This window comes from Bradyrhizobium sp. SZCCHNR1002, from assembly GCF_032381435.1.
Classification (GTDB): domain Bacteria; phylum Pseudomonadota; class Alphaproteobacteria; order Rhizobiales; family Xanthobacteraceae; genus Bradyrhizobium; species Bradyrhizobium aeschynomenes.
The window spans coordinates 115,963-141,622 of sequence record NZ_JAUHIS010000007.1 but is presented as its reverse complement, the minus strand read 5'-3'; the positions used below and the strand labels follow the sequence as shown (position 1 = coordinate 141,622).

Sequence of the window (25,660 nt, the reverse complement as noted above, 5' to 3'; positions counted from 1 at the left end):
CGATTCCCGAGGCGTCTGATGATCCCGCAAGAGCGCTCGGCTTGGCAACGCTGCCCGCCCGCATCCCGGACGGGCGCCCCGGCTCAGACGAGGTGGAAACCGTCGTGATGCAGCTTGAACTGGTCGAGCGTCACGCCCTTCAAGGTCAGCGTATCATGCGCCGCATCGGTGATGACGGTGTCGTGGCCATTGTTGGCCGATTGCGCCGATGCGAGCAGCGCCTCCGGGTTCGCGAACAGCGACTGATCGAACTCGACGACGTCCCGGCTGAGATCGAGATCGCCGATGGTGGCGCTGCCGAAATGCGGGTTGAAGACGAACGTGTCGTTGCCACCCTTGCCGAAGATCGTGACGCCGCCGCCGACATTGACGAAATTGTCGTCCTGGTCCGTGCCATTCACCGTCGAAGCGCCGTTGCCAGCGAGCGTGACGGTCAGCGCCTTGGTCGCGGTTCCGCCGTGACCGTCGCTCACCCGGGCCTGATAGGTGACGGTCAGCGTATCGCCGGGATTGAGGAAATCCAGGTTGACGTCGGCCGGATGATACGTCCAGTGCAGGACGTCGGGCTTGCCGTCGGATGTGGTGCTGTCGAAGGTGATGGCATGGGCATCGGCCAGCGCCTGGACGTGGGCATTGGCGGGGAGGCTCGGCAGGCCGTTGTACTTGATGACGCCATCGTCGATCACTGCGGCCGTCAGCGTGTCACCGACATCCTTGTCGAGCACGGTCAAGGTGCCCGACATCTTGCTCGCGAGCTGGACCGGCTGATCGGCGACGTTGCCAGCCGAGATGTTGTCGATCTCGAATGCATTCTGGCTGCTGGCCAGCACGACCTTGTTGAACGGTGACAGGCCGAGGAACTCGACATAGCCATTCGAGCTCAGCGACCCCTGGCCGCCATTGGCGAGCAGCGGCGCGACGTCGTTGCCCGTGTAGGACGCGACCAGCTTGTTGCCGTTGTAGAAGGAGATGCTGTTGTAGCTGTCGACCGAGCCCCAATACAGCCCAAAACTGTTCTTGACGCTGTCGAAGGTGATGGTCTCCTGCGCGTGACTGCCGATGCTGAGGTAGTTGGTCTTGTCGGCACCGTCGGCCATGTAGGGCGCCGCCGACACCGGCGAGGAGCCGTGCACGATGCCCGCATTGCCACTGGCCGTGAAGGTCGCGTGCAGCGCCTCGCTGTAGAAGCTGCCGTGACCACGCCCGTTGTCGGAGATGTTGCCGGCCGAGACGTGATCGAAGGTTTCGGTCGGCATGCCCTCGGCATTGGTCTTCGCCGTGCTCGCCAGCACGGTGGCCCGCTCCGACAGGATGACGGTCTGCACCGTCGGGTTGGTCTCGCCGGTGATGACGGGCGCATCCTCTGCGCCATTGACCGTGATGGTGACGGGCACGTCGACGACGACGCCATGGCCGTCGTCGATCGCAACCGTGTAGGTCAGCGTCACTTGCTGGCCAACGCCGAGATAGTCGAACACCTTGTCCCGGGCAGCGAAGGTCCAGGCCTGCGATGCTCCGCCCGTGCCGGTTTCGGTGAGCGTTCCGAGCGACAGCCAGCTCTCGAGCACGGACGCGTCCGCGGGCAACCCGCTATCGTTGCCGGAAGTGGCCACTCCGGTCACCTTCAGGACATGCGCATCGGTGATGTCGGCATCATCGAAGGTGATCGTGCCGCTCGCCTGATCGAGCAGATCCGAGCCGGACGTATCCGTGCGCTCGGCAATCGCCGCGGACTGCACCTCGCTCGTGACGACCGGCAGATCGTTGGTGCCGTTGATGGTCACGACCACCGCCGACATCGCAGTGTGGCCCTGATGATCGTCGATCGTCACCGTGGAGGTGACCGTCACGGTCTGGCCGGCCCCGAGGAAATCGAGCGTGCCGTCGGCAATGGCATAGGTCCAGTCGACTTTGCCATTATTTGCGCCGCTCTGGCTGAATTGCAGCGCCTGTTCGAGCGCGGCGATCTGGTCCGGCGTGAGGTGATCCGACAGATCAGTCAGCTGATCAGCCGCAAGCCAGGTCACGCTCTGCGCCCCGATCGACGCAGTCGGCCGGTCGGTCAGGTCCGCATCGGTGAATTTTACGCTGCCGGTGACGCTGTGCTGATCGGACGCCCCCGTCTGCGCCGCCGCTTCGGTGATCGCACCTGGCCGACCCGCATCCGCGACCACCGGCGCCGTGTCGTCGGCCTTCAGCGTGATCAGCGTTCCGCCCTGCCCGTCATCGCTGCCTGCGAAATGCAAGTCGCTGAAGTCGCCTTCGAGCGTCAGCGCGATGCTGTGCCCTTCGCCGTCGACGACCGTGAGCACGCCCTTTTCCGCATCATAGGACGCCGTCGTCGCGTCGCTCCATTTGATCGTTTGCAGGTCGATCCTGTCGCCGGTGCCGAGACCGGCGAGCTTGGCGGAGAAGCTGGCGTCGTCGATGACGATCTCGCTGTTGCCCTCGCTGCTGAAGTCGATCGTCTGATGGATGTGGCCATCGACTGTCAGCGTCGCATCGGCGTCGACCTTGATCAGCCCGGATCCCTCGACATCGCCCGTGATCTCGAACGTGCCCGCCGTGATCTCGATCGTGCCAAAATTGAAGATCGTTCCGCCGATGCCGCTCAGCCCGCTCGCGGTGATCGTGCCATAGATGTAGAGCGTGCCGTCACTGCTCACCTTGGTATCGGCAAGGCCGAGGGTCGCGCCGGGGTCGACGGTGAAGATGCCGAAATTCTGGACGTCCATATCGGACAGTGTCACGTCGTGGCCGACGATCTGCAGCGTGCCGACGCTGCGGATTTCCAGCGTGCCGCCGGTCAGCGCCGTGTTCCCATCCAGCACCAGAGTCGACTCCACCGGGATCTCGCCATCCTCGTCGATGATGATCACGCCGTCGGTGTTGTCGATGGTGACGTTGTCGAAGGTGGTCGCGGCCGCGGTTTCGACATGCACGGTGCCGTGGTTGACGAGATTGCCTCCGGCGATCGTGCTGTTCTCGATCAGCAGCAGCGCATCGTCGTCGACCTGGACCGTGCCGGAATTGTCGACGGTGACGCCGACCAGGGTCGCCGTCTCGTCTGCCGCAACCTCGAGCGTCGAGCCGTCGCCGATGGTGATGTCGACGCCGGTCAGCGACGCACCGCCCTCGACGGTCAGGACCGCCGTCATCTCCGCGAGCGGACCGATCTCGCCGACCAGCAGCACGCCACCCGCGACTGCGCTGCCGTCGATCGTGCTGTCGCCGTCGACCGAGATCGTCCCCTCGCTGGTGACGGCACCGCCGGCGATGCTCGTCCCGCTCAGCGACAGCGCGCCGCCGAGCGCGATCGTGATCGCGGCGGCGTTCGCATTGGTGATCGTTTCGTCGTCGAAGGCATTGCCGCTGCCCGACACAGCGATGATGCCGGAGTTGTCGAGCGCGCCACCGATCAGCGCGGCGCCGCCGGTCAGTGCGATCGTTCCGCCGGCTTCATTGGTCAGCGTGCCGCCCGACATCTCCGCATGCGAGAGCGTCAGGGTCGCGGACTCCGCGATGGTGACGATCGCGCCAACGGCATTGTCGATGATCGTTTCATTGCCGAGCGCAAGCTCGCCGCCCGCCTTGACGTCGATCAGACCGACATTCGTGATGGTCTCGTTGCTGAAAGTATTTCCGCTGCCCGACACCTCGATCGTGCCGAAATTGGTCAGCTCCCCATTGCTGAGCTCGGCCCCGTTCTTCATGGCGAACAGCCCGTTCACGGGCGTTGGCGTGTCCCCGCCTTCGTTCAGCGTTCCGAAATTCTGAACGACCGGCGCACCTTGGATCAAGATGGTGCCGCCATCGATGCTGCCACCATCCAGGGTCAGCGTCGCGCCGAGGTCGACCTGGATCAGACCGGAGCTGTCCTCGCCGACGTTGGTGACGTCGCCTTGCACCGTCAGCGTTCCGCCGGACAACTCGATCGTGCCGGTGTTGAAGATCCCGGCATCGACCCCGAACATGCCGCCGCCCGCCAGCAGCACGGTGCCGGCATTGTGCAACTCGCTTTGCCCCAGGATCTGCACCGAGCCGCCGACGGTGATCGTCGCAGCCGAGAAGTTGTAGATCAGCGAATCGACCTTGGCCGTCAGCGCGCCGCCGATCGTCAGCGTGCCGTGATTGTCGAGCTCCGGAATGGCTCCGCCGCCGAAATCATTCAGCGTGACCGACTTGGCATAGGCGAGGACGTCCTCGTCGATCGTCACCGGGAAGGCCGGCGTCAGGCCGTGCAGCTGGTCGGTGATGATGATGACGTCGTCATCGGCGGTCGGGACCAGGCCGGTGGCCCAGTTCGCGCCGTCGCTCCACAAATGAACCTGCGCGCCGCTGCTGCCGCCGGCTTGCGTCGTCGCGATCCAGACCACGGCGGGATCGTCGGTCCCGGTGATCGTCACCGTGATCGTCTGGGTCGACGTCGCGCCCTGCGAGTCCGTCAACGTCACCGTATAGGTCAGCGTCACGGTCTGCCCGGCCGGAATGAAATCCGCGACATAGACCGGCAGGTTGCCGAGGCTCCAATTGATCGTTCCGGTGCCGCTGCCGGTGCTGTCGGACGATATCGACGCGGTCAGTGCCTGCGCGAACAGCGCCAGCGGCGCCGGCGGAATGCTGCCGCCGCCTTCCAGAACGGCGCTGGTCAGCGTGGCCGAGACCGTATGCGTGTCGGTGAGGTCGACATCCTTGAAGGTCAGCGTGCCCGCGGTCGGATCGTCGGAGGTCAGCGGCCCGCCGGGAACGTTCGTTCCGCCCTCGAACGCGATCGTCGGCACGCTCGCCGTGATCTCGGGCTTGTCATTGGTGCCTGTCACGGTGATCGTGACGGGGACAAGGGTGAATTCGTTGGACGGCGCAAAATTGTTGTCGACGCGGACGATGTAGGTCAGCGTCAGCGTCTCACCTGCCGCCAGGAAGTCGAAATACTTGTCGGGAACGCTGTAGGTCAGCGTCGCCGTGCCGGAGTTCTTGTTGTTCGGATTAGGCGTGACCGTGATCTTCACGGCCGTCGCCATCACGTCCTGCAGCTGCAGCGCATTCAACGAACCGGTGACATCGGTCTGTTGCGCGCTCTTGTATGAATAGGCGTTGAAGCTCACCGAGACCGTCGGCCGGTCGATGCCGTTGACGTCGAGAAAACTGACGCGGCTGAGCACGGTGTCGAGATCGCTGCCGTTCCCGGTCTGCCCGGCGCGCTCGATCAATCCGAACGCCGCTGTCAACCGGCCGTCGGCGTCGAAAATCCTGACCTCCGGCGGACCCGGGATGTGCAACGGCTGCTCGCCCGTCTGGCCGGTCCCGGTCGTCGGGCCGGCGTCGTCGACCACGCGGACGATCGGCGTTGCACTGGTGCCGTTGGCCAATGTCACCGGCGTCAGCGCCTGCGGCACGCCGATATCGGTGAAGTGGGTCGTCGACTTCGGGTTGGTGTTGTCGGTGAACTTGAGCGTGAAGACGTCGTTGATCAGCTTCTGGATGTCGGGCGAGAGCGGCACCGCGCTCTGATTGACGATGCCGTTGCTGATCTGGATCTGCTGGCCGGCCTGGTTGACGACGGCAATCGGCTGCAACGTCGTCTTGTCGTACAGCACGTAGGAGCCGGTGCGGCCATCGGGCTCGACCAGCACCTGAAACTTGGCATCGGGCAGACCGCCCTGCCCCGGCACCGTGAAGTCGATCTCGACCAGCACGGCCGTGCCGCGAATGCCCATCGTCGCGACGGGCGTATCGACCTTCATGTCGCCATGCTTGGCGGTCTCGCCGGCCACGAACGAGATCGTGCCGGCCACCAGGCTGATCAGCGAGGAGTTGTTCGACCCGTTGGGGTCGTACACCATCTCGTTCAGCACCATCCGGGCGTTCGAGGACAGGCCGAACACGGTGCCGTCGATGAAGGTGATGCCAACCGTCGAATTCGAGCCGGACTGGACGATGTCACCCTTCTCGACGTTGTCGCCGTTGTGAAGGAGGATCGAGACGCCGTTGCGGATGACGGTCGCCGTGCCCTGCAGTTTGGTGACGTGACCGATCACCTTGCCGGCGCTCGCAGCGGTACCGGCCTGGCTGACCTGCACGGCGCCCGACAGCGCGTTGACGAGGTCGCCGGTCAGATGGGCGCCATCGGGCGAGGCCAGCGGCGCCCGCTTCTCGCCCTTGAAGTAATCCGGCAACACGAGTTCGCGACCATCGGACGACAGCACAAGGTCGAGGCCGGAACGCTTGAAATCGGCGTTGAAAAGAAAATGCGCGTCCGGAACGACGATCGCATCCGCCGGCGCATGGGCCGGCGGCGCATCCAGCTTCAAATAAGCCGGCGCGGACGTGCCCAGGCCGTCGGAGAAAAGCGCGGCGTCAGACTTGCCAGCGTAATTCACGGGGCCACCGACTATGGTTAATTATTACATAACAATTTGTGTTCAAAGCGTGCATATCACTGGCGAGTGTCTGGAGGAACCATCTTCAGCTTGTGCTCCCGAGGCGTGGAAACGGCGGCGTCCACCGGTTTGCTTTGATATCGTCAAGCTTGCGCCTTCTTTCTGGCGAGCAAATTGCGGTATAATCAAGTATTCATCGGCCCCGATGGAGCGACTACAAGTCTAGATCTGTATTTCCGAGACCGCGATTACAGAGCCCGACCGGAACATCCGCACCCGCATACTCCTGCGGACCCATTTCGAGCGGAGGACGGAGACCGGGCGGACGGAAATCTACAAATTGCATCAATTAAGTGTGTGCTGGGGGTGATCGACGGCCACAACCCGAACGCGAATCGCAGTGATCCTACGCGACCCTCGCCCGGCTTTCGCTAGGATTTGTCGCATCGGAGCAACACAACGTTCAGCCTGACTGACGCGATTTTATCGCGGGCACCCCCGCCTTAAGCAGCGCCAAAGCCTCGGCGCGCATGCTGGCCCCAACAACACCCGGTTCCGCAGGCGCGTCTTCGCCGGCGAGGTCCGGGGACGGGGCGTCACATGACCATTCTCGCGCTGATCCGCGCATCATTTGCGGCTGCGGCTGCCACGGCGATGCTGTGGATCGGCAGCCCGGCACAGGCGGGTCCCGTCGGGCAGCCGGCGGAGCTCGGGGCCTTCATCGGCGCTGACGAGCCGTTCGGCCTGAGCCGCACGGAGATCGGAGCCGGCCCGCTGCTGAGCAAATGGCTCACGCTGGCGCATCGGCTCGACGACGAGCGCGTGCAGCTCGCTTTGTGCGACGGAGATCGCGAGCGCTGCGTCTCGCCCGCCGCACTGCGCCTGCTCGCCATCGTCGATCAGGCGCGCGCCAGAGACGGTCGCGCCCGGCTCGGCGAGATCAACCGGGCGATCAACCTCGCCATCCGGCCGACCAGCGACCAGGTCCAATATGGCGAGCCCGACGTCTGGACGTCCCCGCTCGTCACCTTCGGAAGCCTGGCGGGGGACTGCGAGGATTATGCGATCGCGAAGTTCGTTGCGCTCCGGCTCGCCGGCATTGCGGCGCAGGATCTGCGCATCGTCATCCTCCGCGATACCGCGCGCAACGAGGATCACGCCGTCGCCGCCGCGCGTCTCGACGGACGCTGGCTGCTGCTGGACAACCAGCGGATGGCCATGATCCAGGACGGCGATGCACGGCAGGTGCGGCCACGCTTCGTGATCGACGAGACCGGCATGTCGATCCTCGAGCCGGCGCCGTTGATGGCCGAGGTCGGCCGCCCACCGTTCGACCGGCCGGCGCCGGGCTCCATGTCCGCCAGCAACTGACGATCGTCCGCAGCGCTCAGTCCCTGGTGACGTGCACGGCCGGTGTCGCCCCGCCGTTCCACTTCCCATCGATGGCGCGTTCGATCTGGGCCGCCAGCTGCAGCAGCAGGCCGTCATCGGCCTGCTTGCCGATCGCCTGGATGCCGAGCGGCAGGCCATGCTCGTTGGTGGCGAGCGGCAGCGAGATCGCCGGAATGCCGCAGAGATTGGCCAGCGGCGTGAACGCGAAGTTGCGCCAGAGATTGCCGAACCAGTCGAGCACGTCCGGATTGTCGCTGATCGTCAGATATTCCGTGGTGCCGATCTTTGGCGTCGGCAGCGCCGTGATCGGGGTCAGGATGATGTCCCATTCCTCGAAGAAGGCGCCGAAGGCGCGCGAGGTCGTGTTGAACACCGCCTGCATCGCCGCGCGCTCGGCGAAGCTGGTGCCGCGGCCCGCTTCCCAGATGCGGATGTTGACCGGCTCGATCAGATCGGCCGGCGGCCGGTCGAGCTGCCGCGACGCCAGGAGGTTGTTGATGACGATCGCGAAGTTCGAGATGTAGCACGTGGTCTGCGCGGCGAATGCCTTGGGATAGTCGACATCCGGCAGCGCGTAGCCGACGTGATGGCCGAGGCTCTCGAGGAATGTGCCGACGCGCGCGAGCTCGGCCGCAATGTGCGGCGTCGCGCGGTAGTCGCCCCATTGATGCGACAGCGCGATCCGCAGCTTGCCGGGATCCCGCTTGATCAGCTCGACATAAGGCTCCGGCGTGGTCCAGTACGGCATGAACTCGCCTGGCGCGCCGCCGCGGCAATGATCGACGAAGGCCGCCGTGTCGCGCACGCTGCGCGACTGGCAGCCCTGGATCGAGACGAGCCCCGACAGGTCCGACAGATGCGGCGCGATCGAGAACACGCCGCGCGACACTTTCAGGCCGATGTTGCCGTTGACGCCGGCGGGAATCCGGATCGAGCCGCCGCCATCGGTCGCATGCGCGATCGGCACCACGCCGGCGGCGACCATCGCCGCACTGCCGGCCGACGAGCCGCAGGTCGTGTAGTCGGTGTCCCAAGGATTGCGCGTCACGTAGACGGCAGGGTTCTCCGCCGAACTGCAGACGCCGAATTCCGGCGTCGTGGTGCGCCCCATCAGATTGAGGCCGGCCTTGCGCATCTTCGTGGTGAGGTGCGTGTCGGCAGCGGGACGGTTGCCGCGCATGTAGAGCGAGCCCTGCTCCTGCAGGCGGCCGGCCATGGTCGGGCCGAGATCCTTCATCAGGAACGGCAGGCCGGCAAACGGACCCGCGGAATTCGCCCCGGCCTTGATCGGATCCTCGACCGCGTCGGCGAACACTTCAACGACGCCGGACAGCTTCGGATCGACCCTGGCGATGCCCGCCGCGGCCTGCTGCGCCAGCTCCGCCGCCGTCAGCTCGCCGCTGCGAACGCGCGCCGCCAGCGCCATGCCATCATGCCGGGCCCACTCGTCCCAGCTCATCGCCAAAGTCATCTGTCGTCCGATCCTTCGCGCGACCACCGATGGATGCGATGATTCTGCGCAGTGGTGTTCCGCCGCGGACCTTAGTTTGCGAAGGCAACGAGTCAATCAAGCACGCTGCATGCCGCCAATACGGCCTGCTCATGCGCCGCGGCTTACCGCTGAGCAAGAACACGTTCCGGAAATCGGAACTCAAGCTCCGTCGAGCCGCGAGCCGATCGCGAGATGCCTGGCCGACCTTGACCCGCATCAAGGCAAGCAGACGGCGCGCGTGCTCGATGCACGGATGGACCTCCCGACCTTCGTCGCCGCAAGCATCGCCCTCCTCGCCACGCCCGGACCGACCAACACCCTGCTCGCGACCGCGGGCGCGAGTCGCGGCATCCGCAGCTCCGTGCACCTGCTGCTTGCAGAACTCGCCGGCTATCTGCTCGCGATCCTGGTCCTGCGCGTCGCGCTCGGTCCGGCGCTCGCGGCGATGCCGGTGATCGGTCACGTCCTGCGCATCGCGGTCGTGCTCTATCTGCTGCATCTCGCCGTCGAGCTGTGGCGCCACGGCGGCGGCCGCAGTGACGATGCCGTGCCGGTGACGCTGCGCCGGGTGTTCATCACGACGCTGCTCAATCCAAAAGCCATCATCTTCGCCTTCACGCTGCTGCCGGCGGACGACACGGCGCGCCTGCTGCCGCACGCCGCCGCACTCGCTTTGTCGATCGCGACCCTTGGAGGCGGCTGGATCCTCGTCGGCGCGACCTTGCGCCACGGCCTCGGCGGCCTCGTGCCGGCTGCGCTCGGCTATCGCTGCAGCGCTGCGGCGCTGGCCGTGCTCGCCTGCGTGATCCTCGCGCCGGCGCTGGCCGTGCCGTAAACGGTTCCGCTTGTTACATTGTTGCTGATCGACAACGCCCGACGCCGCATGCTATCCGCGGAGCGAACAGGGGGCACCGTGCGCGGCATGGGTCGATCATATCTCACGAGCCGTCCGCGCCTGCTGCGCCGGATCGCGGCGTTGTGCCTGATGATCGCCTATCTGCTTGCCGGCACGCTGCACGGCGCCTGCGATCTCGATGTCGCGCATGCGTCGGCCGGCAAGCCGGAGATCGCCTCCCTGCTCGACAAGGCCGGGCACTCCGACCAACGCGGCATCGCCGACCATCATTGCCATGGCTGCTTCTCGGTGGCCGTGCCGCAGCTGCACCTCGCGGCCGTTCCAGCCGAGATCGTCGCAGCAACGGACTGGCCGATCCCCGCCATCAGGGCCGGCATCCTGTCCGAGTCCGATTCCCCGCCACCAAGACACCTGACCTGACGCCACATGCCGGACGGCGAACGCCGTCCTTCCTCGCTCGTCCAGACAGGTTCATCTCATGCCATTCCCCGCGATGGCTGCGCGCGCGATCTGCGCCGCGGCCCTGCTCGCGACGTCCGCGCAAGCCGCGGCCGCGCAGACGCTGACCTTGCGCGAGGCGCTGTCGCGCGCGCTCGCCGCCAATCCCAGGCTGTCCGCCGCCGACCGCGACATCGGCATCGCCTCCGGCCAGCGGCTGCAGGCCGGCGCGCTGCTCAACCCGGAGCTCAGTTACGAGCAGGACAATTCCCTTGGCTCCGGCCAATATCGCGGCACGCGCTCGGCCGAGACGACCTTGCAGATCAGCCAGGCGTTCGAATGGTTCGGCAAGCGCGACGCGCGCATCGCCGCCGGGCAGGCCGGCATGCGCGTCGCCGAGATCCAGCGCCAGGCGGTGCGGCTCGAAGTCCTGTCGGAGACGGCGATCGCCTTCGTGACGGTGCTGGCCACGCAGCGCCGCATCCAGATCCTCGACGACCAGGTCGCCGCGCTCGATCGCCTGACGCCGTTGCTGCGGCGGCGGGTCGAGGCCGGTGCGTCGTCGCCGGCGGAGACCGGCCGCGCCGAAGTCGCCTCCGCCCTGGTGCGGGCCGACCGCGAGCGCGTCAAGGCGACATTGGCGAGCGCGCGCCGTGAGCTCGCCGTGCTCACCGGAGACAGCTCGGCGAAACTCCCTTCCGTCACCGGCCGCTTCGATGTCACGACCCAGCCGCCGTCGTTCCAGACCGTCATCGCGGCCATCGATGCCAACCCCCAGCTCGTGCGCTGGACTGCCGTCTACGCGCAGCGCAACGCCGAGCTGCTGCTGGCGCGGCTGAAACCCTATCCGGACGTGCGCGTCGGCGCGGGCTGGCGGCATTTCAACGACACCCAGGACGATGCGGTCCGGCTCAGCGTCTCCGTGCCGATCCCGGTGTTCGACCAGAACCAGGGCAACATCCTCTCGGCGCAAGAGAGCGTCGCCAAGACCGAGGCCGAACGCAAGGCCAACCGCAACGCGCTGCTGGTGATCGCCGGCCGCGCCTACGACTCGCTGCAGGGCTCGCTGCGTGAGCTCGCGGTGCTGCGCGAGATCGCGATCCCCAAGGCGCAGGAAGCCGCGGACGAGATCGCGCAGGGCTACAGCGCCGGCCGCTTCTCCCTGCTCGAGGTGCTCGATGCGCAGGCGAGCGTGGCGCAGGCGCGGCTGCGCGAGCAGGAGGCGCTGCAGAACATCCATGTCGCCGTGGCGACGATCGAGGGCCTGGTCGGCCGTCCCTTCACCCTGGCACGGGAGACCGCGCGATGAAGACATCCACCGTCATTCTCATTGCGATCATTGCGGCCGTCGGCGGTGCCGGAGCGTCGCGCCTTCTGGTGGATGCGGTGCCGCACACCGAAGCAGCCGCCGGCCATGCCGAGAAGGACCACGCCGAGAAGGCGCCGAAGGATCACGTCGAGCAGGACGAGCACGGCGCCGACCGCATTCGCATCAGCGACGTCAAGCTCGCCGCGGCCGGCGTGACGCTGGCCGAAGCCGGGCCGGCAACCTTGTCGGATACGCTGGCGTTCAACGGCGTGCTCCGCGCCAATCAGGAAGCGCTGGTGCAGGTGACGCCGCGCTTTCCCGGCATCGTCCGCGCGATCAGGAAGCGCATCGGCGACACCGTCGCCAAGGATGAATTGCTGGCATCGATCGAGAGCAACCAGAGCCTGACCGCCTACGATCTCAAGGCGCCGATCGGCGGCACCATCATCGACCGCCAGATCTCGCTCGGCGAATACGCTTCCGAGCAGAAGCCGGCCTTCGTAGTCGCCGATCTCTCGACCATCTGGGTCGACCTGTCGATCTACCGCCAGGATCTCCGGCGCGTCCGGCTCGACGACGAGGTGCTGATCGATCCCGACGACGGCCGCGGCGCAATCCGCGGGCACGTTTCCTACATCGCCCCCGTCGGCGCCAGCGAGACCCAGACCGCGCTGGCGCGCGTCGTGCTGGCCAATGCCGACGGCCGGCTGCGCCCCGGCCTGTTCGTGACTGCGCGGCTGGTGCTGGCCAAGCGCAGCGTCGCCGTCGCGGTTCGCGCCAGCGCGATCCAGACCTTGGAGAACAAGACCGTCGTGTTCGTGCGCGAGGAGGGCGACAAGATCGAGGCGCGTCCCGTCGCGCTCGGCGAGTCCGATCCGACCCATGTCGAGATCCGCGACGGCCTCTCGCCCGGCGAGCACTACGTCGCCGAGAACAGCTTCGTGGTGAAGGCGGAGATGGGCAAGGGGGAGGCCGAGCATGATTGACGCGGTCCTGGCTTTCGTCGTGCGACAGCGCTGGCTGGTGCTGCTGGTCTCGCTCGCCGCAGCGGCGTTCGGCGCCTGGAATTTCACCCGGCTGCCGATCGATGCGGTGCCCGACATCACCAACGTCCAGGTGCAGATCAACACCAAGGCGCCCGGCTATTCGCCGCTCGAGACCGAGCAGCGCATCACGTATCCCGTCGAGACCGCGATGGGCGGCCTGCCGCGCCTCGACACCACGCGCTCGCTGTCGCGCTACGGGCTGAGCCAGGTCACCGTCGTGTTCCAGGACGGCACCGACATCTACTTCGCGCGCCAGCAGGTCAATGAGCGCATCCAGGAGATCAAGGATCAGCTGCCGCCCGGCATCGAGGTCGCGATGGGACCGCTCTCGACCGGCCTCGGCGAGATCTTCATGTATGCGGTGGAAGCAAAGCCCGGCGCCAAGACCGCCGAAGGCACCGACTACTCACCGACCGATCTGCGCACCATCCAGGACTGGATCATCCGGCCGCAGCTGCGCGGCGTGCCCGGCGTGATCGAGGTCAACACCATCGGCGGCTTCGCGCGCCAGTTTCACGTGCTGCCGGATCCCGGCCGCCTGATGGCCTACAAGATCAGCTTCCGCGACGTCATCGCCGCCCTCGCCTCCAACAACGCCAATGTCGGCGCCGGTTACATCGAGCGCAATGGCGAGCAGTATCTGGTGCGCGCGCCCGGCCAGGTCGGCAGCGCCGCCGAACTCAGGGACATCGTGATCGGCGCCCGCGGCGGCACGCCGGTCCGGATCGGCGACGTCGCGGAGGTCGCCGAGGGACGCGATCTGCGCACCGGCGCCGCGACGCTGAACGGCGAGGAGACGATTCTCGGCACGGCCATGCTGCTGATCGGCGAGAACAGCCGCGCCGTGGCGCGGCGCGTCGCCGCCCGGCTCGACCAGATCGCAAGATCATTGCCCGAGGGCGTGATCACGCGGACGCTCTACGACCGCACCCATCTGGTCGAAGCCACGATCCGCACCGTCGAGAAGAATCTCCTCGAAGGCGCAGCCCTCGTCGTCGTCGTGCTGTTCCTGCTGCTCGGCAACATCCGCGCCGCGCTGGTCACCGCCTGCATCATCCCGCTGTCGATGGCGATGACCATCACCGGCATGGTCGAGAGCAAGGTCAGCGCCAATCTGATGAGCCTTGGGGCGATCGATTTCGGCATCATCGTCGACGGCGCCGTCATCATCGTCGAGAACTGCCTTCGCCTGCTGGCGCAGGCGCAGCACAACAAAGGCGGCCTGCTGACGACGTCCGAAAGATTGCAGACCATCGTCAGCGGCGCCCGCGAGGTGATCGGGCCGAGCCTGTTCGGCACATTGATCATCGGCGTGGTCTACCTCCCGGTGCTGACGCTGACCGGCGTCGAGGGCAAGATGTTCACCCCGATGGCGCTGACCGTGCTGATGGCGCTCGGCGCCGCCGTGCTGTTCTCGATCACCTTCGTTCCGGCCGCGGTCGCGATCTTCGTCACCGGCAGAGTGTCCGAGCAGGAGAACCTGGTGATGCGCAGCGCACGGCGGATCTACGCGCCGCTGCTGCGGACCGCGATCGCCTATCGGATGACGGTCGCAGCCGGAGCCATCGTCATCGTCGCCGTGAGCGGCGTTGCCGCGACGCGGATGGGCGGCGAGTTCATTCCGAGCCTCGACGAGGGCGACGTCGCGCTGGCCGCGCTGCGCATTCCCGGCACGAGCCTCACGCTTTCAGTCGACCTGCAGAAGGCGCTGGAGACGCGCCTGCGCCGGATCCCCGAGGTCAGGGACGTCTTCACCCGGATCGGCACTGCCGAAGTCGCCACCGATCCGATGGCGCCGTCGCAGGGCGACGGCTACATCATGCTGAAGCCGCGCAGCGAATGGCCAGATCCGGCCAAGGACAAGGCGAAGCTGGTGGCGGAGATCGAAGCGGCCGCCGACGAGATCCCTGGCAGCAATTACGAGATCTCGCAGCCGATCCAGCTGCGTTTCAACGAGCTGATCTCCGGCGTCCGCAGCGATGTCGGCGTCAAGATCTTCGGCGACGATCTCGACATCCTGCAGGGCGCCGCACGCCAGGTGGAAGCTGCGATCCGCGGCATCAATGGCGCGACCGACGTCAAGACCGAGCAGGTCGCCGGACTGCCTATCCTCACCGTGAAGATCGACCGCCAGGCGCTGTCGCGCTACGGTCTCAGCGTCGCCGACGTGCAGAACGTCGTCGAGATCGCGATCGGCGGCAAGGCGACGGGAAAGCTGTTCGACGGCGACCGCCGCTTCGACATCATCGTCCGTCTGCCCGAGCGCCTGCGCGGCAATCTCGATGCGATTCGCGCCATCCCGATTCCGCTGCCCGCCGGAGAGGACACGACGGCGACGCCGCTGCGCACCGCCTTCAACACCACGAGCCAGCCGCGCTACGTGCCGCTGTCGTCGGTGGCCGCGGTCGCCTCCGCGCCGGGACCGAACCAGGTCAGCCGCGAGAACGGCAAGCGCCGCATCGTCGTGTCAGCCAATGTCCGTGCCCGCGATCTCGGCTCGTTCGTCACCGAGGCGCAGGCCGCGGTCGCGGAGAAGGTCAAGCTGCCGCCGGGCTACTGGATCGGGTGGGGCGGCCAGTTCGAGCAGCTGGTGTCGGCGACCAAGCGCCTCACCATCGTGGTGCCGATCGCGCTCGCATTGGTGTTTCTGCTGCTGTTCATGAGCATGGGGTCGCTCGCCGATGCGGCACTGGTGTTCTCCGGCGTGCCGCTGGCGCTGACCGGCGGCATTGCCGCGCTGCTCGCCCGCGGCCTGCCGCTGTCGATCTCGGCCGGGGTCGGCTTCATCGCGCTGTCCGGCGTCGCCGTGCTCAACGGCCTCGTCATCATCGCCTTCATCGAGCGGCTGCGCCGGGAGGGACGCTCGGTGCGCGTCGCGGTGGAGGAAGGCGCGCTGGCGCGGCTGCGGCCGGTGCTGATGACCGCGCTGGTCGCCTCGCTCGGCTTCGTGCCGATGGCGCTCGCCACCGGCGCCGGCGCCGAGGTGCAGCGCCCGCTCGCCACCGTCGTGATCGGAGGCATCATCTCCTCGACCGTGCTGACGCTGCTGGTGCTGCCCGCGCTCTACGTGCTGTTCAGGCGGGAGACGCGGGCAGGCTAAAGCATGATCCGGAAAAGTGCGCAGCGATTTTCCGAAACGATCATGCACAAACAACAACCTAAAGCGCGATGACGATTCATCCTGATCTCATCGCGCTCTAGCGACGTGGCGAGCGCTCCCGCTTGCCACGTCGCGGGACGATGTCGCGGCGTTAGTTGAACACCGGGGTCGCGTTGGCCATCCAGCCATCCAGCCGGCCATTGCGGGCGAACCGCTGGTAGCGCGGCGCGCGGGCCTCGCGCGTCGTCCGGGAGGCTGCGCCGAACATGGTCGAGCCGCCCCTGGGGTTCACGATCGTGTAGCCCGCAATCGAGCGCGGATGCTCGCGGGTGACGTGACCGCCGGAGTTGCCGTCGTGAACGAGCCAGACGTTGCCGGCCACCTGCTGCTGCAGGATCATGACATGCCCGGAGCGGACCGCCGCCATGCCCGGCGCGGGCGCCGTGCGCGGAAAGCGGCGCCAGTTCGATGCGAGATTCAGCTCGGGAATGACGCGGCCGAAGGTGTAGAGCGACGCCTCGCAGCCACAGAACGCATGCGGGCATCCTGACGGCCGGCCACCGACGACGCGGCCTTCGCCCGGAATCGAGGCCATCGCGTTCATGACGGAGTGGTGGCGGTGCGAATAATGATGATGACGGTGATGATGATGGCGAGGGCGGGCCTCCGCCTGAACTGATAGAGCGAGCAATGCGACGACGACAACAACAACGCGGTACATTCGGAGGACTCCTGTACACTGTGAAATCCCCCTGCCGCGCGCCTTTCAACGGCCAAACGTGTCCTCAACGTGACCGAATCGCCCGCGAGCCATGCATTTGCGGGATGCGCCTGCCCGCTTCGGCAGTTCCCAATTGACCTATTTGCTTGACTCGCTCCCACTGCGCGACCGCGCAGGATCAACTCATCAATCGAAGCTCGCAGGAGGAAAATATGACCGCATTCCGTGGTAGTTGCCTGTGCGGCGAAGTTGCCTTTGCGGTTGATGGACCGTTCGACAAATTCCTCAACTGCCATTGCTCGCGCTGTCGCAAGGCAAGCGGCACGGCCCATTCTTGCGAGGTCATCGTCAGGGCAGAAGCGCTGCGCTGGCTGCACGGCGAAGCCAGCGTCACGCGCTTCGACCTGCCGCAGGCGCGGAGCTTCGCGACCGCGTTCTGCTCCCGATGCGGCAGCCCGATGCCGCATCTGACCCGCAGCGGCCGCGAGGCGATCGTGCCCGCCGGCAGCTTCGATCAGCCGCTCGGCACCGCGCCGGATCGCCACGTCCATTGGACATCTCGTGCGGATTGGTACGTCCACGGTGAGCGCCTGCTCATCGAGGATTGAAGCTGCGAAGCTGGCCCTGCCTGCCCGGCGGGCGACTCGCCCAGGATGGGAAGGCTCGAGCAGGTCTCCGAGCCGCGCAAACGACCGTGCGCACGAATTCTGATTTCACGAGCAGGTTCAAGCTGATTTGGGCTGTCCAGTCCCTCGGACGAAAATATTCCGCTTCGCGTTTTCGGAATTTCATGATCTTCTCCCGTCATCCCGCCTCATCGACGAGGGGCGCTGCGCGGTCGTCACGAAGCGTGGAGTGCGGGATGTGATGGGCGGGCCGGTTTGCAGCGTGAGCAGTCGCGCCGACGAACAACACCGGCCCGTACGGTCAAGTCGCGTGGTCCTGGCCTCCCGAAGCTGAGGTCAAGTCCGTGCCGATGCGCTGCAAGCGCTCGCGTGGATGACGGTGGCCAACAAGCCCGGCGCACCGGGGAGATCGCGAAGCAGCCGTTCAAACCATCGCGCAGGGAGGGCCGGGTCGATCCGGCTGGACCTGTGGTACCTGCCGCCTGCATTTTTTTCGCAGGCGGGCCACGGGCCTCAGCCGAGGCCCGGCCTTCCCTGCACCCTCGGTTTGGAGGGTGATCAATCACAACACTCGGACGCAAACAGCGGGCGCGAGAATGAATGACCGCGCCGATCTTCTCCGCAGTCGTCCCGGACAAGCCGTGACGCGCAACGCGCGTCGCGGCGCCGATCCGGGACCCATAATCCGCAGCAGTCGTGCGAGGCACGCTGGAGCATCCCGCTCGTGCACCCATTCCCGCCGGTGGCTATGGGTCCCGGGTCAAGCCCGGGACGACAGCGAAGAATGCCGCGTTGCCTTCACCATTGACCGCCGTATCCATTGGCCTATCTCTTCGAAGATCCCCAAAGCAACGGAACTGGACACCCGATGACAGCACATCCCCGAAGCTTCGATACCGCCATCGATCCCGTGAAGCTCGACCGCCTCGCCGAGGTGGCGGTGAAGGTCGGGCTGCAATTGCAGCCGGGGCAGGATCTGCTGCTGACGGCGCCATCGGTGGCGCTGCCGCTGGTGCGCAAGGTCGCCGAGCACGCCTACAGAGCGGGTGCTGGGATCGTCACCTCGTTCTTCTCGGACGAGGAGTTGACGTTGGCGCGCTACCGCTTCGGTCATGACGACAGCTTCGATCGCGCCGCCGACTGGCTCTACCAGGGCATGGCCAAGGCGTTCTCGGAGAACACCGCGCGCCTCGCCATCGTCGGCGACAATCCCATGCTGTTGTCCGGCCAGGATCCGGCCAAGGTGGCGCGCGCCAGCAAGGCCAATTCCAAGGCCTATCAGCCGGCGCTGGAGAAGATCACCAATTTCGAGACCAACTGGAACATCATCGCCTATCCGAGCCCGGCCTGGGCCAAGCTGGTCTTTCCGGACGTCCCCGAGGAGGCCGCGGTGGCAAAGCTCGCGGACGCGATCTTTGCCGCGTCGCGGGTCGACCGCGAGGATGCGGTGTCGGCCTGGGAGCGTCACAACGCTGTGCTGCGCGAACGCACCGAATGGCTCAACGGCCAGCGCTTCAGCGCGCTGCATTACACCGGCCCCGGCATGGATCTCACGATCGGTCTGGCCGACGGCCACGAATGGGAAGGCGGCGCCTCGACCGCCAAGAACGGCATCACCTGCAACGCCAACATCCCGACCGAGGAGGTGTTCACGACGCCGCACTGCCGCCGCGTGTCCGGCCACGTCAGGAGCTCCAAGCCGCTGTCCTACCAGGGCACGCTGATCGACAACATCCAGGTCAGGTTCGAGGAAGGCCGCATCGTCGAGGCCAAGGCGTCGAAGGGCGAGGAGGTGCTGAACAAGGTTCTCGATACTGACGAGGGCGCGCGCCGGCTCGGCGAGGTCGCGCTGGTGCCGCACTCCTCGCCGATCTCCAAGAGCGGGTTGTTGTTCTACAACACGCTGTTCGACGAGAACGCCGCCTCGCACATCGCGCTCGGCCAATGCTACTCGAAGTGCTTCGTCAACGGCACCTCGCTGTCGCCGCAGCAGATCGCGGCGCAGGGCGGCAACCAGAGCTTGATCCACATCGACTGGATGATCGGCGCGGCCGAGACCGACATCGACGGCGTCCATGCCGATGGCCGCCAGGTGCCGGTGTTCCGCAAGGGCGAATGGGCCTGATCTGATTCGCGCGGTCGGCGGTGCATCGCATGATGAGACCGCCGACCGCACGAGATCGTGCGTAGAATTGTTTGTTGTTGTTCAAAGCCCGTAGATCTACTGCATCCAATGGTTGAATAGTTCGCTCCTGCCCGCCTCGATTAGTTCGTCCTTAAGCACGATCCATGACACTCGCCCCTGTTGCTCAATTGATTCACAGGGAACGACAATGAGTGCGCTCGCGGTCTCCGCGCAGGGTCGGATTCGCTTTGGGCTCAAGGGCCAGATTCTTTGCCTCGGTGTCGCCGGCGTGGCGGTCATCGGCTGCCTCTATCTCACCGGACTATCGATCGAACGGCGCAGCCAGCAGGTTGCGGATCGTGTCGGGATGCTGGCTGGCTTGAGCGGCGGCATCTGGGAAGGGCTGTTGCAGGCCCGCGGCACCGCGACGGAGTTCCTGCAGAAGCCGTCCGACGCCAAGGTCGCCATGCATGAGCAGATCGTCGCGTCGATCGGGTCACGGCTCGACCGTGCCGACGCAATCCTGTCGGCGGCTCCCGGTGACGAGACCGCGCGGCAGGCCGCTTCGTCGCGCGAGGCCATCGCCGGCCATGCGGCGCGTTTCGCCAACGTCGTCGCAGCGCAGAAGATCATCGGCTTCGACGAGAACGACGGATTGCAGGGCAAGCTGCGCGGCGCTGTTCGCGCGATCGAGACCCAGTTGACGAAACACGATCAGCCGCGTCTCGCCGTGCTGATGCTGATGATGCGGCGGCATGAGAAGGACTTCATGCTGCGCGGCGATCCGAAATACGGCGACGACCTGCGCAAGCGCGTCGACGAGTTCGGCGCGGCGCTTGCGAAATCCGATCTGCCCGAGGCGGTCAAGTCCGAGATCGTCAGACTGATGGACGTCTATCGCGAGAGCTTCCTCGCCTATATGGGCGGACAGACCAAGCTGCTGGACGAGGCGGCAGAGCTGACACGACACTACGAGAGCGTCAGCCCGACGCTGCAGGGAATCCGCTCCGCCGCCGATCAGCGTCTCGGTGTCGTCAAGGCCGAGCTTGCCAGCGTCAAGGACTCGGTGTTCTGGTCGATCTGCATCACGGTGCTGATCACGGCGATTGCGGCTCTGCTGTTCGGACGCTGGCTGGCTTCGCCGCTGCTGCAGATGGCCCGCGCCATGGAGCGGCTGGCGCAGAATGATCTCGATGTCCAGCTGGAGCCGGTGAAGCGCCGCGACGAGGTCGGCCAGATCTCGCGCGCGCTCGGCGTATTCCACGGCAAGCTGCTGGAGAACCGGCAGCTCACGGAGGAGCAGGCCCGCGCGAAGGAAGCCGCCGAGCGCGAGCGCAAGAAGATGTTCGCCGAGATGTGGGAGCTGCTCGAGACCGACCTGGATTGCGCCGTCGCCGAAGTCATGACCATCAGCGGCGATGCGTCGTCGCGCAGCGCTCAGGCCGTCTCGGAGGCGAAGACGATTGCCAGCGAGGCCGGCATGGTGGCCCAGGCGTCGGCTCGCGCCAGCAGCAACATCACGACGGTGTCGAGCTCGGCGGAGGAGCTGTCGGCAACGGGACGGGAGATCGCCCAACGCGCCGCCGAGACGGCCGAGCTGGCCAGCCGCGCCGCGCGGGAAGCCCAGCAGGCCGGCTCGACGGTCGCCGCCCTGAGCGATGCGGCCGAGCAGATCTCATCCGTCGTCAGCACCATCGCCGAGGTCGCAGCCCAGACCAATCTGCTGGCGCTCAACGCCACGATCGAGGCGGCGCGCGCCGGCGAGGCGGGTGCCGGCTTTGCCATCGTCGCGCACGAGGTCAAGGCGCTGGCGCGCAAGACCTCCGACGCCGCTGACGACATCGCCCAGCGCATCGAGCGCATTTCGACTGCGACCTCGGATTCGACGGCCGTGATCAGCAAGATCAGTGCTGCGATCGGCAGCATCGACGGCGCCAGCGCCGCCATGGCCGCGGCCGCCGAGCAGCAGGAGGCGACGTTGCGCGAGGTCGCGCGCAGCCTCACCGAAGCCTCGGCCGGCGTCGCCCTTGTGGCAGAGAACGTCACCCGCATCTCCAGCCGTTCGACGGAGATCGAACAGCAGACCCAGACCGTGTCCGAACTCGTGAACGGCACCAATGGCCGCGTGTCCGAACTGCGGGCCAACCTGATGGTGTCGCTACGGACCTCCAGCCTCGGCGATCGTCGCTCGTCCGACATGCGCCGGCCGCTCAGCACGCCCGCGCGCCTGCACAGCCGAGGCGGTCATGTCGACGGCGCCCTGCTCGATATCTCCGGCGGCGGTTTGCGTTTCCGGGCTGCGATGGACGTGGTCGGGCTGGCCGAGCAGCAGCGGGTCAGGGTCGAATGCGCAGCGTTCGGCGTCGTGGAAGCCGACATCGTGGCGATCGGCAATCGCGACGTTCATCTCAGCTTCGGCGAGCTCGACCAGGCGCAGCGCGAAGCAGTCGATGGATTGCTCGCCAAGATCGATCGCGCCGAACAGGCGCATGTCGATGCCGCGCGGGCCATCGCGGACGAAATCACCGAGGCGATCGAGCGGTCGATCGCCTCGGGCGAGTCCACCGTGGCGCAATGGTTTGATTTCGACTATCAGCGCATTCCGGGCACCGATCCCGAGCAGTTCGAGGCGCCGTTCACGGCGCTCTGCGACCGGCTGCTGCCGCCCATCCAGGAGGCTGCGCTGGTTGCGGATCCGAACGTCGTGTTCTGTGTGGCGATCGACCGCAACGCCTACATTCCGACGCACAACCGCAAGGTCTCACTGCCGCAGCGGCGCGGCGAGCGGGTGTGGAACGTGGGCAACAGCCGCAATCGCCGCTTCTACAAGGACCGCGCCGGCATGGCGGCGGCCCGGACCCTTCATGGCCATCTCGCGCAACGTTACGAGCGTGACATGGGCGGCGGCGTCACCATGCTGGTGAAGGAGATCGACGTGCCGATCAGGATCAACGAACGCCATTGGGGCGGGCTGCGGCTGGCGTTCAAGATGTAGATGAGCACGAGCTTGCACCACACAGACGCCAGCCGCGCAGCCCGCCATGACGCGGGCCGCACAGCGGTCGTGCTCAGGCGACTTGGCGTGCTAGGGCGACTTGGCCTGCGTGGTCGGCTCGACCGTGATGGTGATCCGCTCCGACATCACGGGCTTGTTGTGCGGAACGTGGCTCCAGTCGCCGAGCACCATCTGCAGGGTGTGACTGCCCGGCGTGAGGTTGACCGAGGCTTCGGTCTGGCCCTTGCCGAAATGAACGTGCTCGGCATCCACCGGAATGGCTTCGTTGAGCGCGTCACCCGTGAGCGCGGGCGCGTCGATCAGCAGATGATGATGACCGGTGTTCGGCGCCTCGGTGCCGGACGGCGCCACGCCCATGCCCGACAGGCCGAAGCGGATCAGGACCGGCGAGGAGACCTTGTCGCCGTCCTTGAGGTTGATGAAGTAGGCCTTGGCGTTATCCGGAGCGGGCGTCTCGCCGGCCATGACATGGGTTGTCGTGGCGAGGCTGGCGGCGGACAGGGTGAGGGCGATGGCGAGGCTCAGTCGGCGCATCCTGGAAATCCTTATCTCTGCGACGGCGGAAAATCTCTAAAGGTGAAGGCACGATGCAGGATGGGTCGTGCGACCAGCGGAGGCATGTCGCATCTTGCAGTGCGAGCAAACAGTAGATCGGCAGGTTTGGCGAGGCCGCGAACAAATTGCGGCGTTCGCGTGAAGTTTATAGCGCTGGCGTGGTTGTGATGCGACGGCTGGTCGCGGCAGTTCGTTCACATCTTAACGATCGCGGAAAGCAGCCATTAGGCGCAACCGGCTACGGTTGCAGGCCCATGCCGGCCCACGTCCGGTCATTTCAGCCCATGAATTTGAGGTCCTCAATGTCTCCTTCCTTGATCGAAACCGCCAATCTCGCCGTCGACCTGTCGCCGGCGCCGATCGAGCCATCCTGGATCATCGAGGGCAACCCGACAGCGACCTCCTGCACCGTCGCCCGCAGCAGCGACGGTCTCGGCTCGACCATCGTCTGGCATTGCACCGAGGGCAAGTTCAACTGGTACTACGATTTCGACGAGACCATCCTGATCCTCGAAGGCTCGATCACGCTCGAGAGCGAGGGCATGCCGGCGAAGCGCTACGGACCCGGCGATGTGATCTTCTTCCGCGACGGCGCCCATGCCAAATGGCATGTCGAGGGGCACGTCAAGAAGCTCGCCTTCTGCCTGAAGACCCAGCCTTACGTGCTCGGCCTCGCCGTGCGCGTGATCAACAAGCTCAAGCGCATGTTCCTGACGCCCGAGGGCCGCCGCGGCACCAGCCTTGCGGGTGCCTGAGCTTACACGCCGTCCAGGATGATCACGGTCGGACTCGACGGCAGCAGCTCGCGCGACATCTTCAAGGTCCGCTCGACGCGGCGGTCGATCTCGAACTGCTGGCCGATCTTGCGCATGAACTCGTCGAGCGGCGTCGCGAAGCGGTGCATCGGCAGCACGACCGATGCGCGCAGCCGCTTGGTGATCTCCGAGATGCCGTCCAGCGACATCGTGTAGGTGCCGTCGATCGGCACCATCACGACGTCGAGCCGGCCGATCGCGGCGAAGTGCGTCTCGTCCAGCTTGACGTGCAGATGGCCGAGATGGCCGATGCACAGGCCGGCAACCTCGAAGATGAAGATAGAGTTGCCGTCCTTGATCATGTCGGCACCGAGCGAATCGCTGAAATAGCGGCGGATGTCGGTGGTGATGTTGCGCACCAGCACGTCGCCGATCCGCTCGAACACCTGCGCCGGCTTGCCGTCGTCGCCCCAGCCGCGCAGCACGTGCGGAATGCGCGGATCGGGCGCCAGCGTGTAGTGCGTCGAGTGCGCCCGGTTCATGGTGATCACGTCGGGCAACCGTCCGACCTGATAGGCGCCGCTGTAATCGGTGGCGATGCGGATGCCCATCGGGGTGTCGATGAAGTAGGTCGAATGGCCGGCATAGGTGATCGTCACCTCGTTGGCGGCGGCGGTCCGGCGCAGGCTCACCGGCATGGCGCGCGGCGGGCTGCTGGCCATGGCGAGACATTCGCTGGTGCGCGGTCCCGATTGTTGCGCCAGAGCGGGCGATGCGAACGAGACCAGGACGGCGAGCAGCGAGACCAGCGAGCGCAGCATGGCGGTTCCTCTTCAACGGCGCGTGAGAGTGTAGCGAGGATTCCGGAACAGAACTATCCTCATCGCAATGCGCGGCGGACTCAGCGAAGCGGGAGGTTGGCATGAATGATCGGGACGGATCGTCGCAGGCGCAGCCGATGCAACCGATCAAGGCAGTGGATGCCGGGGTCCTGAGCATTGCCTATGTCGAGAGCGGGCCGGCCGATGGACCCGCCGTCATCCTGCTGCACGGCTACCCCTACGACATCCATTCCTATGTCGACGTCGCGCCGCGCCTTGCGGCCCAGGGCTGCCGGGTCATCGTGCCCTACCTGCGCGGCTATGGCCCCACCCGCTTCCTCGATCCCTCCACGCCGCGCTCCGGCCAGCAGGCCGCCATCGGCGCCGACCTGATCGCGCTGATGGATGCGCTGGCGATCCCGCGTGCGGTGTTCGCCGGCTATGATTGGGGTGGCCGGGCCGCCTGCGTCGGCGCGGCGCTATGGCCGGAGCGCTGCACGGGCCTGGTGTCGGTCAACGGCTATCCGATCCAGGACATCGCCAGGGCGTTGGAGCCCGCCCCGGTGCCGCGCGAATTCGCGTTCTGGTATCAATGGTACTTCCAGACCGAGCGTGGCCGCGCCGGCCTCGCCGCGAACCGCGCCGAAATCGCCCGGGTGCTGTGGCAGCAATGGTCGCCGAACTGGCGGTTCGACGACGCGACCTTCGCGCGCGCGGCCGCCGCGTTCGACAATCCCGACTATGTCGACGTCGTGATCAACAGCTATCGCCATCGCTACGGTCTGGCCGCGGGCGATCCGCGCTACGACGAGCTCGAGCGGCGACTGGCGGCCCTGCCCGTCATCACCGTGCCCACGATCACCCTCGATGGCGACAGCGACGGCGTCATTCCGGCGACGGACGGCACGGCACATGCCGCGAAATTCAGCAACCGGATCGCGCATCGCGTGATCCGCGCCGGGCACAATCTGCCGCAGGAGGAGCCCGCGGCATTCGCCGAAGCGGTCATGGAGGTGCTGCGCTGAGCA

Annotated in this window: 16 protein-coding genes; 11 read left to right on the top strand and 5 right to left on the bottom strand. The window is 66.3% G+C overall.

The window, feature by feature from the left end; genetic code table 11:
• Window positions 1-83 precede the first annotated feature (83 nt).
• Window positions 84-6,380 (bottom strand): VCBS domain-containing protein, encoded by a 6,297-nt coding sequence (locus QX108_RS28075; RefSeq protein ID WP_315783752.1) that lies wholly within the window; start codon window positions 6,378-6,380, stop codon window positions 84-86.
• 600 nt (window positions 6,381-6,980) lie between these two features.
• Between QX108_RS28075 and QX108_RS28070 the strand changes: the two genes are divergently transcribed.
• The gene (locus tag QX108_RS28070) at window positions 6,981-7,751 is read left to right on the top strand and encodes a transglutaminase-like cysteine peptidase (RefSeq protein WP_315783750.1); all 771 of its coding nucleotides are present in this window, start codon (window positions 6,981-6,983) and stop codon (window positions 7,749-7,751) included.
• 16 nt (window positions 7,752-7,767) lie between these two features.
• Here the strand turns inward: QX108_RS28070 and QX108_RS28065 are convergent, their stop codons facing one another.
• Complete coding sequence (locus QX108_RS28065; protein ID WP_315783749.1) at window positions 7,768-9,243, bottom strand: amidase; 1,476 nt, start codon at window positions 9,241-9,243, stop codon at window positions 7,768-7,770.
• Between the two features lie 274 nt (window positions 9,244-9,517).
• Here QX108_RS28065 and QX108_RS28060 point away from each other — a divergent pair, with 274 nt between their 5' ends.
• The 5 genes from QX108_RS28060 (at window position 9,518) to QX108_RS28040 (ending at window position 16,013) form a co-directional block, all read left to right on the top strand.
• Window positions 9,518-10,099: a LysE family translocator gene (locus QX108_RS28060; protein WP_315722200.1), complete on the top strand. Its 582-nt coding sequence runs from the start codon at window positions 9,518-9,520 to the stop codon at window positions 10,097-10,099.
• A gap of 87 nt (window positions 10,100-10,186) precedes the next feature.
• Window positions 10,187-10,540: a hypothetical protein gene (locus QX108_RS28055; protein ID WP_315783747.1), complete on the top strand. Its 354-nt coding sequence runs from the start codon at window positions 10,187-10,189 to the stop codon at window positions 10,538-10,540.
• A gap of 58 nt (window positions 10,541-10,598) precedes the next feature.
• Complete coding sequence (ihpA, locus tag QX108_RS28050) at window positions 10,599-11,867, top strand: divalent metal ion exporter subunit IhpA (protein ID WP_315783745.1); 1,269 nt, start codon at window positions 10,599-10,601, stop codon at window positions 11,865-11,867.
• On the top strand, window positions 11,864-12,853 hold the full coding sequence (gene ihpB / locus QX108_RS28045; protein WP_315783743.1) for a divalent metal ion exporter adaptor subunit IhpB: 990 nt from the start codon (window positions 11,864-11,866) through the stop codon (window positions 12,851-12,853). Before ihpA ends, ihpB begins: the two co-directional genes overlap by 4 nt.
• Window positions 12,846-16,013, top strand: a complete 3,168-nt coding sequence (locus QX108_RS28040) for a CusA/CzcA family heavy metal efflux RND transporter (protein ID WP_315783741.1) — start codon at window positions 12,846-12,848, stop codon at window positions 16,011-16,013. The genes ihpB and QX108_RS28040 overlap by 8 nt, the downstream gene beginning before the upstream one ends.
• A 151-nt stretch (window positions 16,014-16,164) precedes the next feature.
• Here QX108_RS28040 and QX108_RS28035 read toward each other — a convergent pair whose 3' ends face one another.
• Complete coding sequence (locus tag QX108_RS28035) at window positions 16,165-16,734, bottom strand: hypothetical protein (protein WP_315722205.1); 570 nt, start codon at window positions 16,732-16,734, stop codon at window positions 16,165-16,167.
• A gap of 212 nt (window positions 16,735-16,946) precedes the next feature.
• On the opposite strand from QX108_RS28035, the gene QX108_RS28030 reads away from it, so the two are divergent.
• The 3 genes from QX108_RS28030 to QX108_RS28020 all read left to right on the top strand — a co-directional run bounded on the left by QX108_RS28030 (window position 16,947) and on the right by QX108_RS28020 (window position 22,480).
• Window positions 16,947-17,342, top strand: a complete 396-nt coding sequence (locus QX108_RS28030) for a GFA family protein (RefSeq protein WP_315722206.1) — start codon at window positions 16,947-16,949, stop codon at window positions 17,340-17,342.
• An 886-nt stretch (window positions 17,343-18,228) separates the two neighbouring features.
• Window positions 18,229-19,485 (top strand): aminopeptidase, encoded by a 1,257-nt coding sequence (locus QX108_RS28025; protein ID WP_315783739.1) that lies wholly within the window; start codon window positions 18,229-18,231, stop codon window positions 19,483-19,485.
• Between the two features lie 208 nt (window positions 19,486-19,693).
• The gene (locus QX108_RS28020; RefSeq protein WP_315783737.1) at window positions 19,694-22,480 is read left to right on the top strand and encodes a methyl-accepting chemotaxis protein; all 2,787 of its coding nucleotides are present in this window, start codon (window positions 19,694-19,696) and stop codon (window positions 22,478-22,480) included.
• 90 nt (window positions 22,481-22,570) lie between these two features.
• Here the strand turns inward: QX108_RS28020 and QX108_RS28015 are convergent, their stop codons facing one another.
• Entirely contained in the window at window positions 22,571-23,035 is a 465-nt protein-coding gene (locus tag QX108_RS28015; RefSeq protein WP_172131286.1) for a DUF4399 domain-containing protein, read from the bottom strand.
• A 323-nt stretch (window positions 23,036-23,358) separates the two neighbouring features.
• Between QX108_RS28015 and QX108_RS28010 the strand changes: the two genes are divergently transcribed.
• Window positions 23,359-23,811 carry a cupin domain-containing protein gene (locus tag QX108_RS28010; RefSeq protein WP_172111574.1) on the top strand — a complete coding sequence of 151 codons (453 nt, stop codon included), beginning with the start codon at window positions 23,359-23,361 and terminating at the stop codon, window positions 23,809-23,811.
• 2 nt (window positions 23,812-23,813) lie between these two features.
• Here QX108_RS28010 and QX108_RS28005 read toward each other — a convergent pair whose 3' ends face one another.
• Window positions 23,814-24,632: an MBL fold metallo-hydrolase gene (locus tag QX108_RS28005; protein ID WP_315783735.1), complete on the bottom strand. Its 819-nt coding sequence runs from the start codon at window positions 24,630-24,632 to the stop codon at window positions 23,814-23,816.
• 101 nt (window positions 24,633-24,733) lie between these two features.
• Here QX108_RS28005 and QX108_RS28000 point away from each other — a divergent pair, with 101 nt between their 5' ends.
• Window positions 24,734-25,657 carry an alpha/beta hydrolase gene (locus tag QX108_RS28000; protein WP_315783733.1) on the top strand — a complete coding sequence of 308 codons (924 nt, stop codon included), beginning with the start codon at window positions 24,734-24,736 and terminating at the stop codon, window positions 25,655-25,657.
• Window positions 25,658-25,660: the final 3 nt, after the last annotated feature.

What these genes read in the sequence shown, in the direction of transcription:
- QX108_RS28070 (WP_315783750.1), top strand. Translation starts at nt 6,981, where the DNA reads ATGACCATTCTCGCGCTGATCCGCGCATCATTTGCGGCTGCGGCTGCC.
- QX108_RS28065 (WP_315783749.1), bottom strand. Translation starts at nt 9,243, where the DNA reads ATGACTTTGGCGATGAGCTGGGACGAGTGGGCCCGGCATGATGGCATG.
- QX108_RS28060 (WP_315722200.1), top strand. Translation starts at nt 9,518, where the DNA reads ATGGACCTCCCGACCTTCGTCGCCGCAAGCATCGCCCTCCTCGCCACG.
- QX108_RS28055 (WP_315783747.1), top strand. Translation starts at nt 10,187, where the DNA reads ATGGGTCGATCATATCTCACGAGCCGTCCGCGCCTGCTGCGCCGGATC.
- ihpA (WP_315783745.1), top strand. Translation starts at nt 10,599, where the DNA reads ATGCCATTCCCCGCGATGGCTGCGCGCGCGATCTGCGCCGCGGCCCTG.
- ihpB (WP_315783743.1), top strand. Translation starts at nt 11,864, where the DNA reads ATGAAGACATCCACCGTCATTCTCATTGCGATCATTGCGGCCGTCGGC.
- QX108_RS28040 (WP_315783741.1), top strand. Translation starts at nt 12,846, where the DNA reads ATGATTGACGCGGTCCTGGCTTTCGTCGTGCGACAGCGCTGGCTGGTG.
- QX108_RS28035 (WP_315722205.1), bottom strand. Translation starts at nt 16,734, where the DNA reads ATGTACCGCGTTGTTGTTGTCGTCGTCGCATTGCTCGCTCTATCAGTT.
- QX108_RS28030 (WP_315722206.1), top strand. Translation starts at nt 16,947, where the DNA reads ATGACCGCATTCCGTGGTAGTTGCCTGTGCGGCGAAGTTGCCTTTGCG.
- QX108_RS28025 (WP_315783739.1), top strand. Translation starts at nt 18,229, where the DNA reads ATGACAGCACATCCCCGAAGCTTCGATACCGCCATCGATCCCGTGAAG.
- QX108_RS28020 (WP_315783737.1), top strand. Translation starts at nt 19,694, where the DNA reads ATGAGTGCGCTCGCGGTCTCCGCGCAGGGTCGGATTCGCTTTGGGCTC.
- QX108_RS28015 (WP_172131286.1), bottom strand. Translation starts at nt 23,035, where the DNA reads ATGCGCCGACTGAGCCTCGCCATCGCCCTCACCCTGTCCGCCGCCAGC.
- QX108_RS28010 (WP_172111574.1), top strand. Translation starts at nt 23,359, where the DNA reads ATGTCTCCTTCCTTGATCGAAACCGCCAATCTCGCCGTCGACCTGTCG.
- QX108_RS28005 (WP_315783735.1), bottom strand. Translation starts at nt 24,632, where the DNA reads ATGCTGCGCTCGCTGGTCTCGCTGCTCGCCGTCCTGGTCTCGTTCGCA.
- QX108_RS28000 (WP_315783733.1), top strand. Translation starts at nt 24,734, where the DNA reads ATGAATGATCGGGACGGATCGTCGCAGGCGCAGCCGATGCAACCGATC.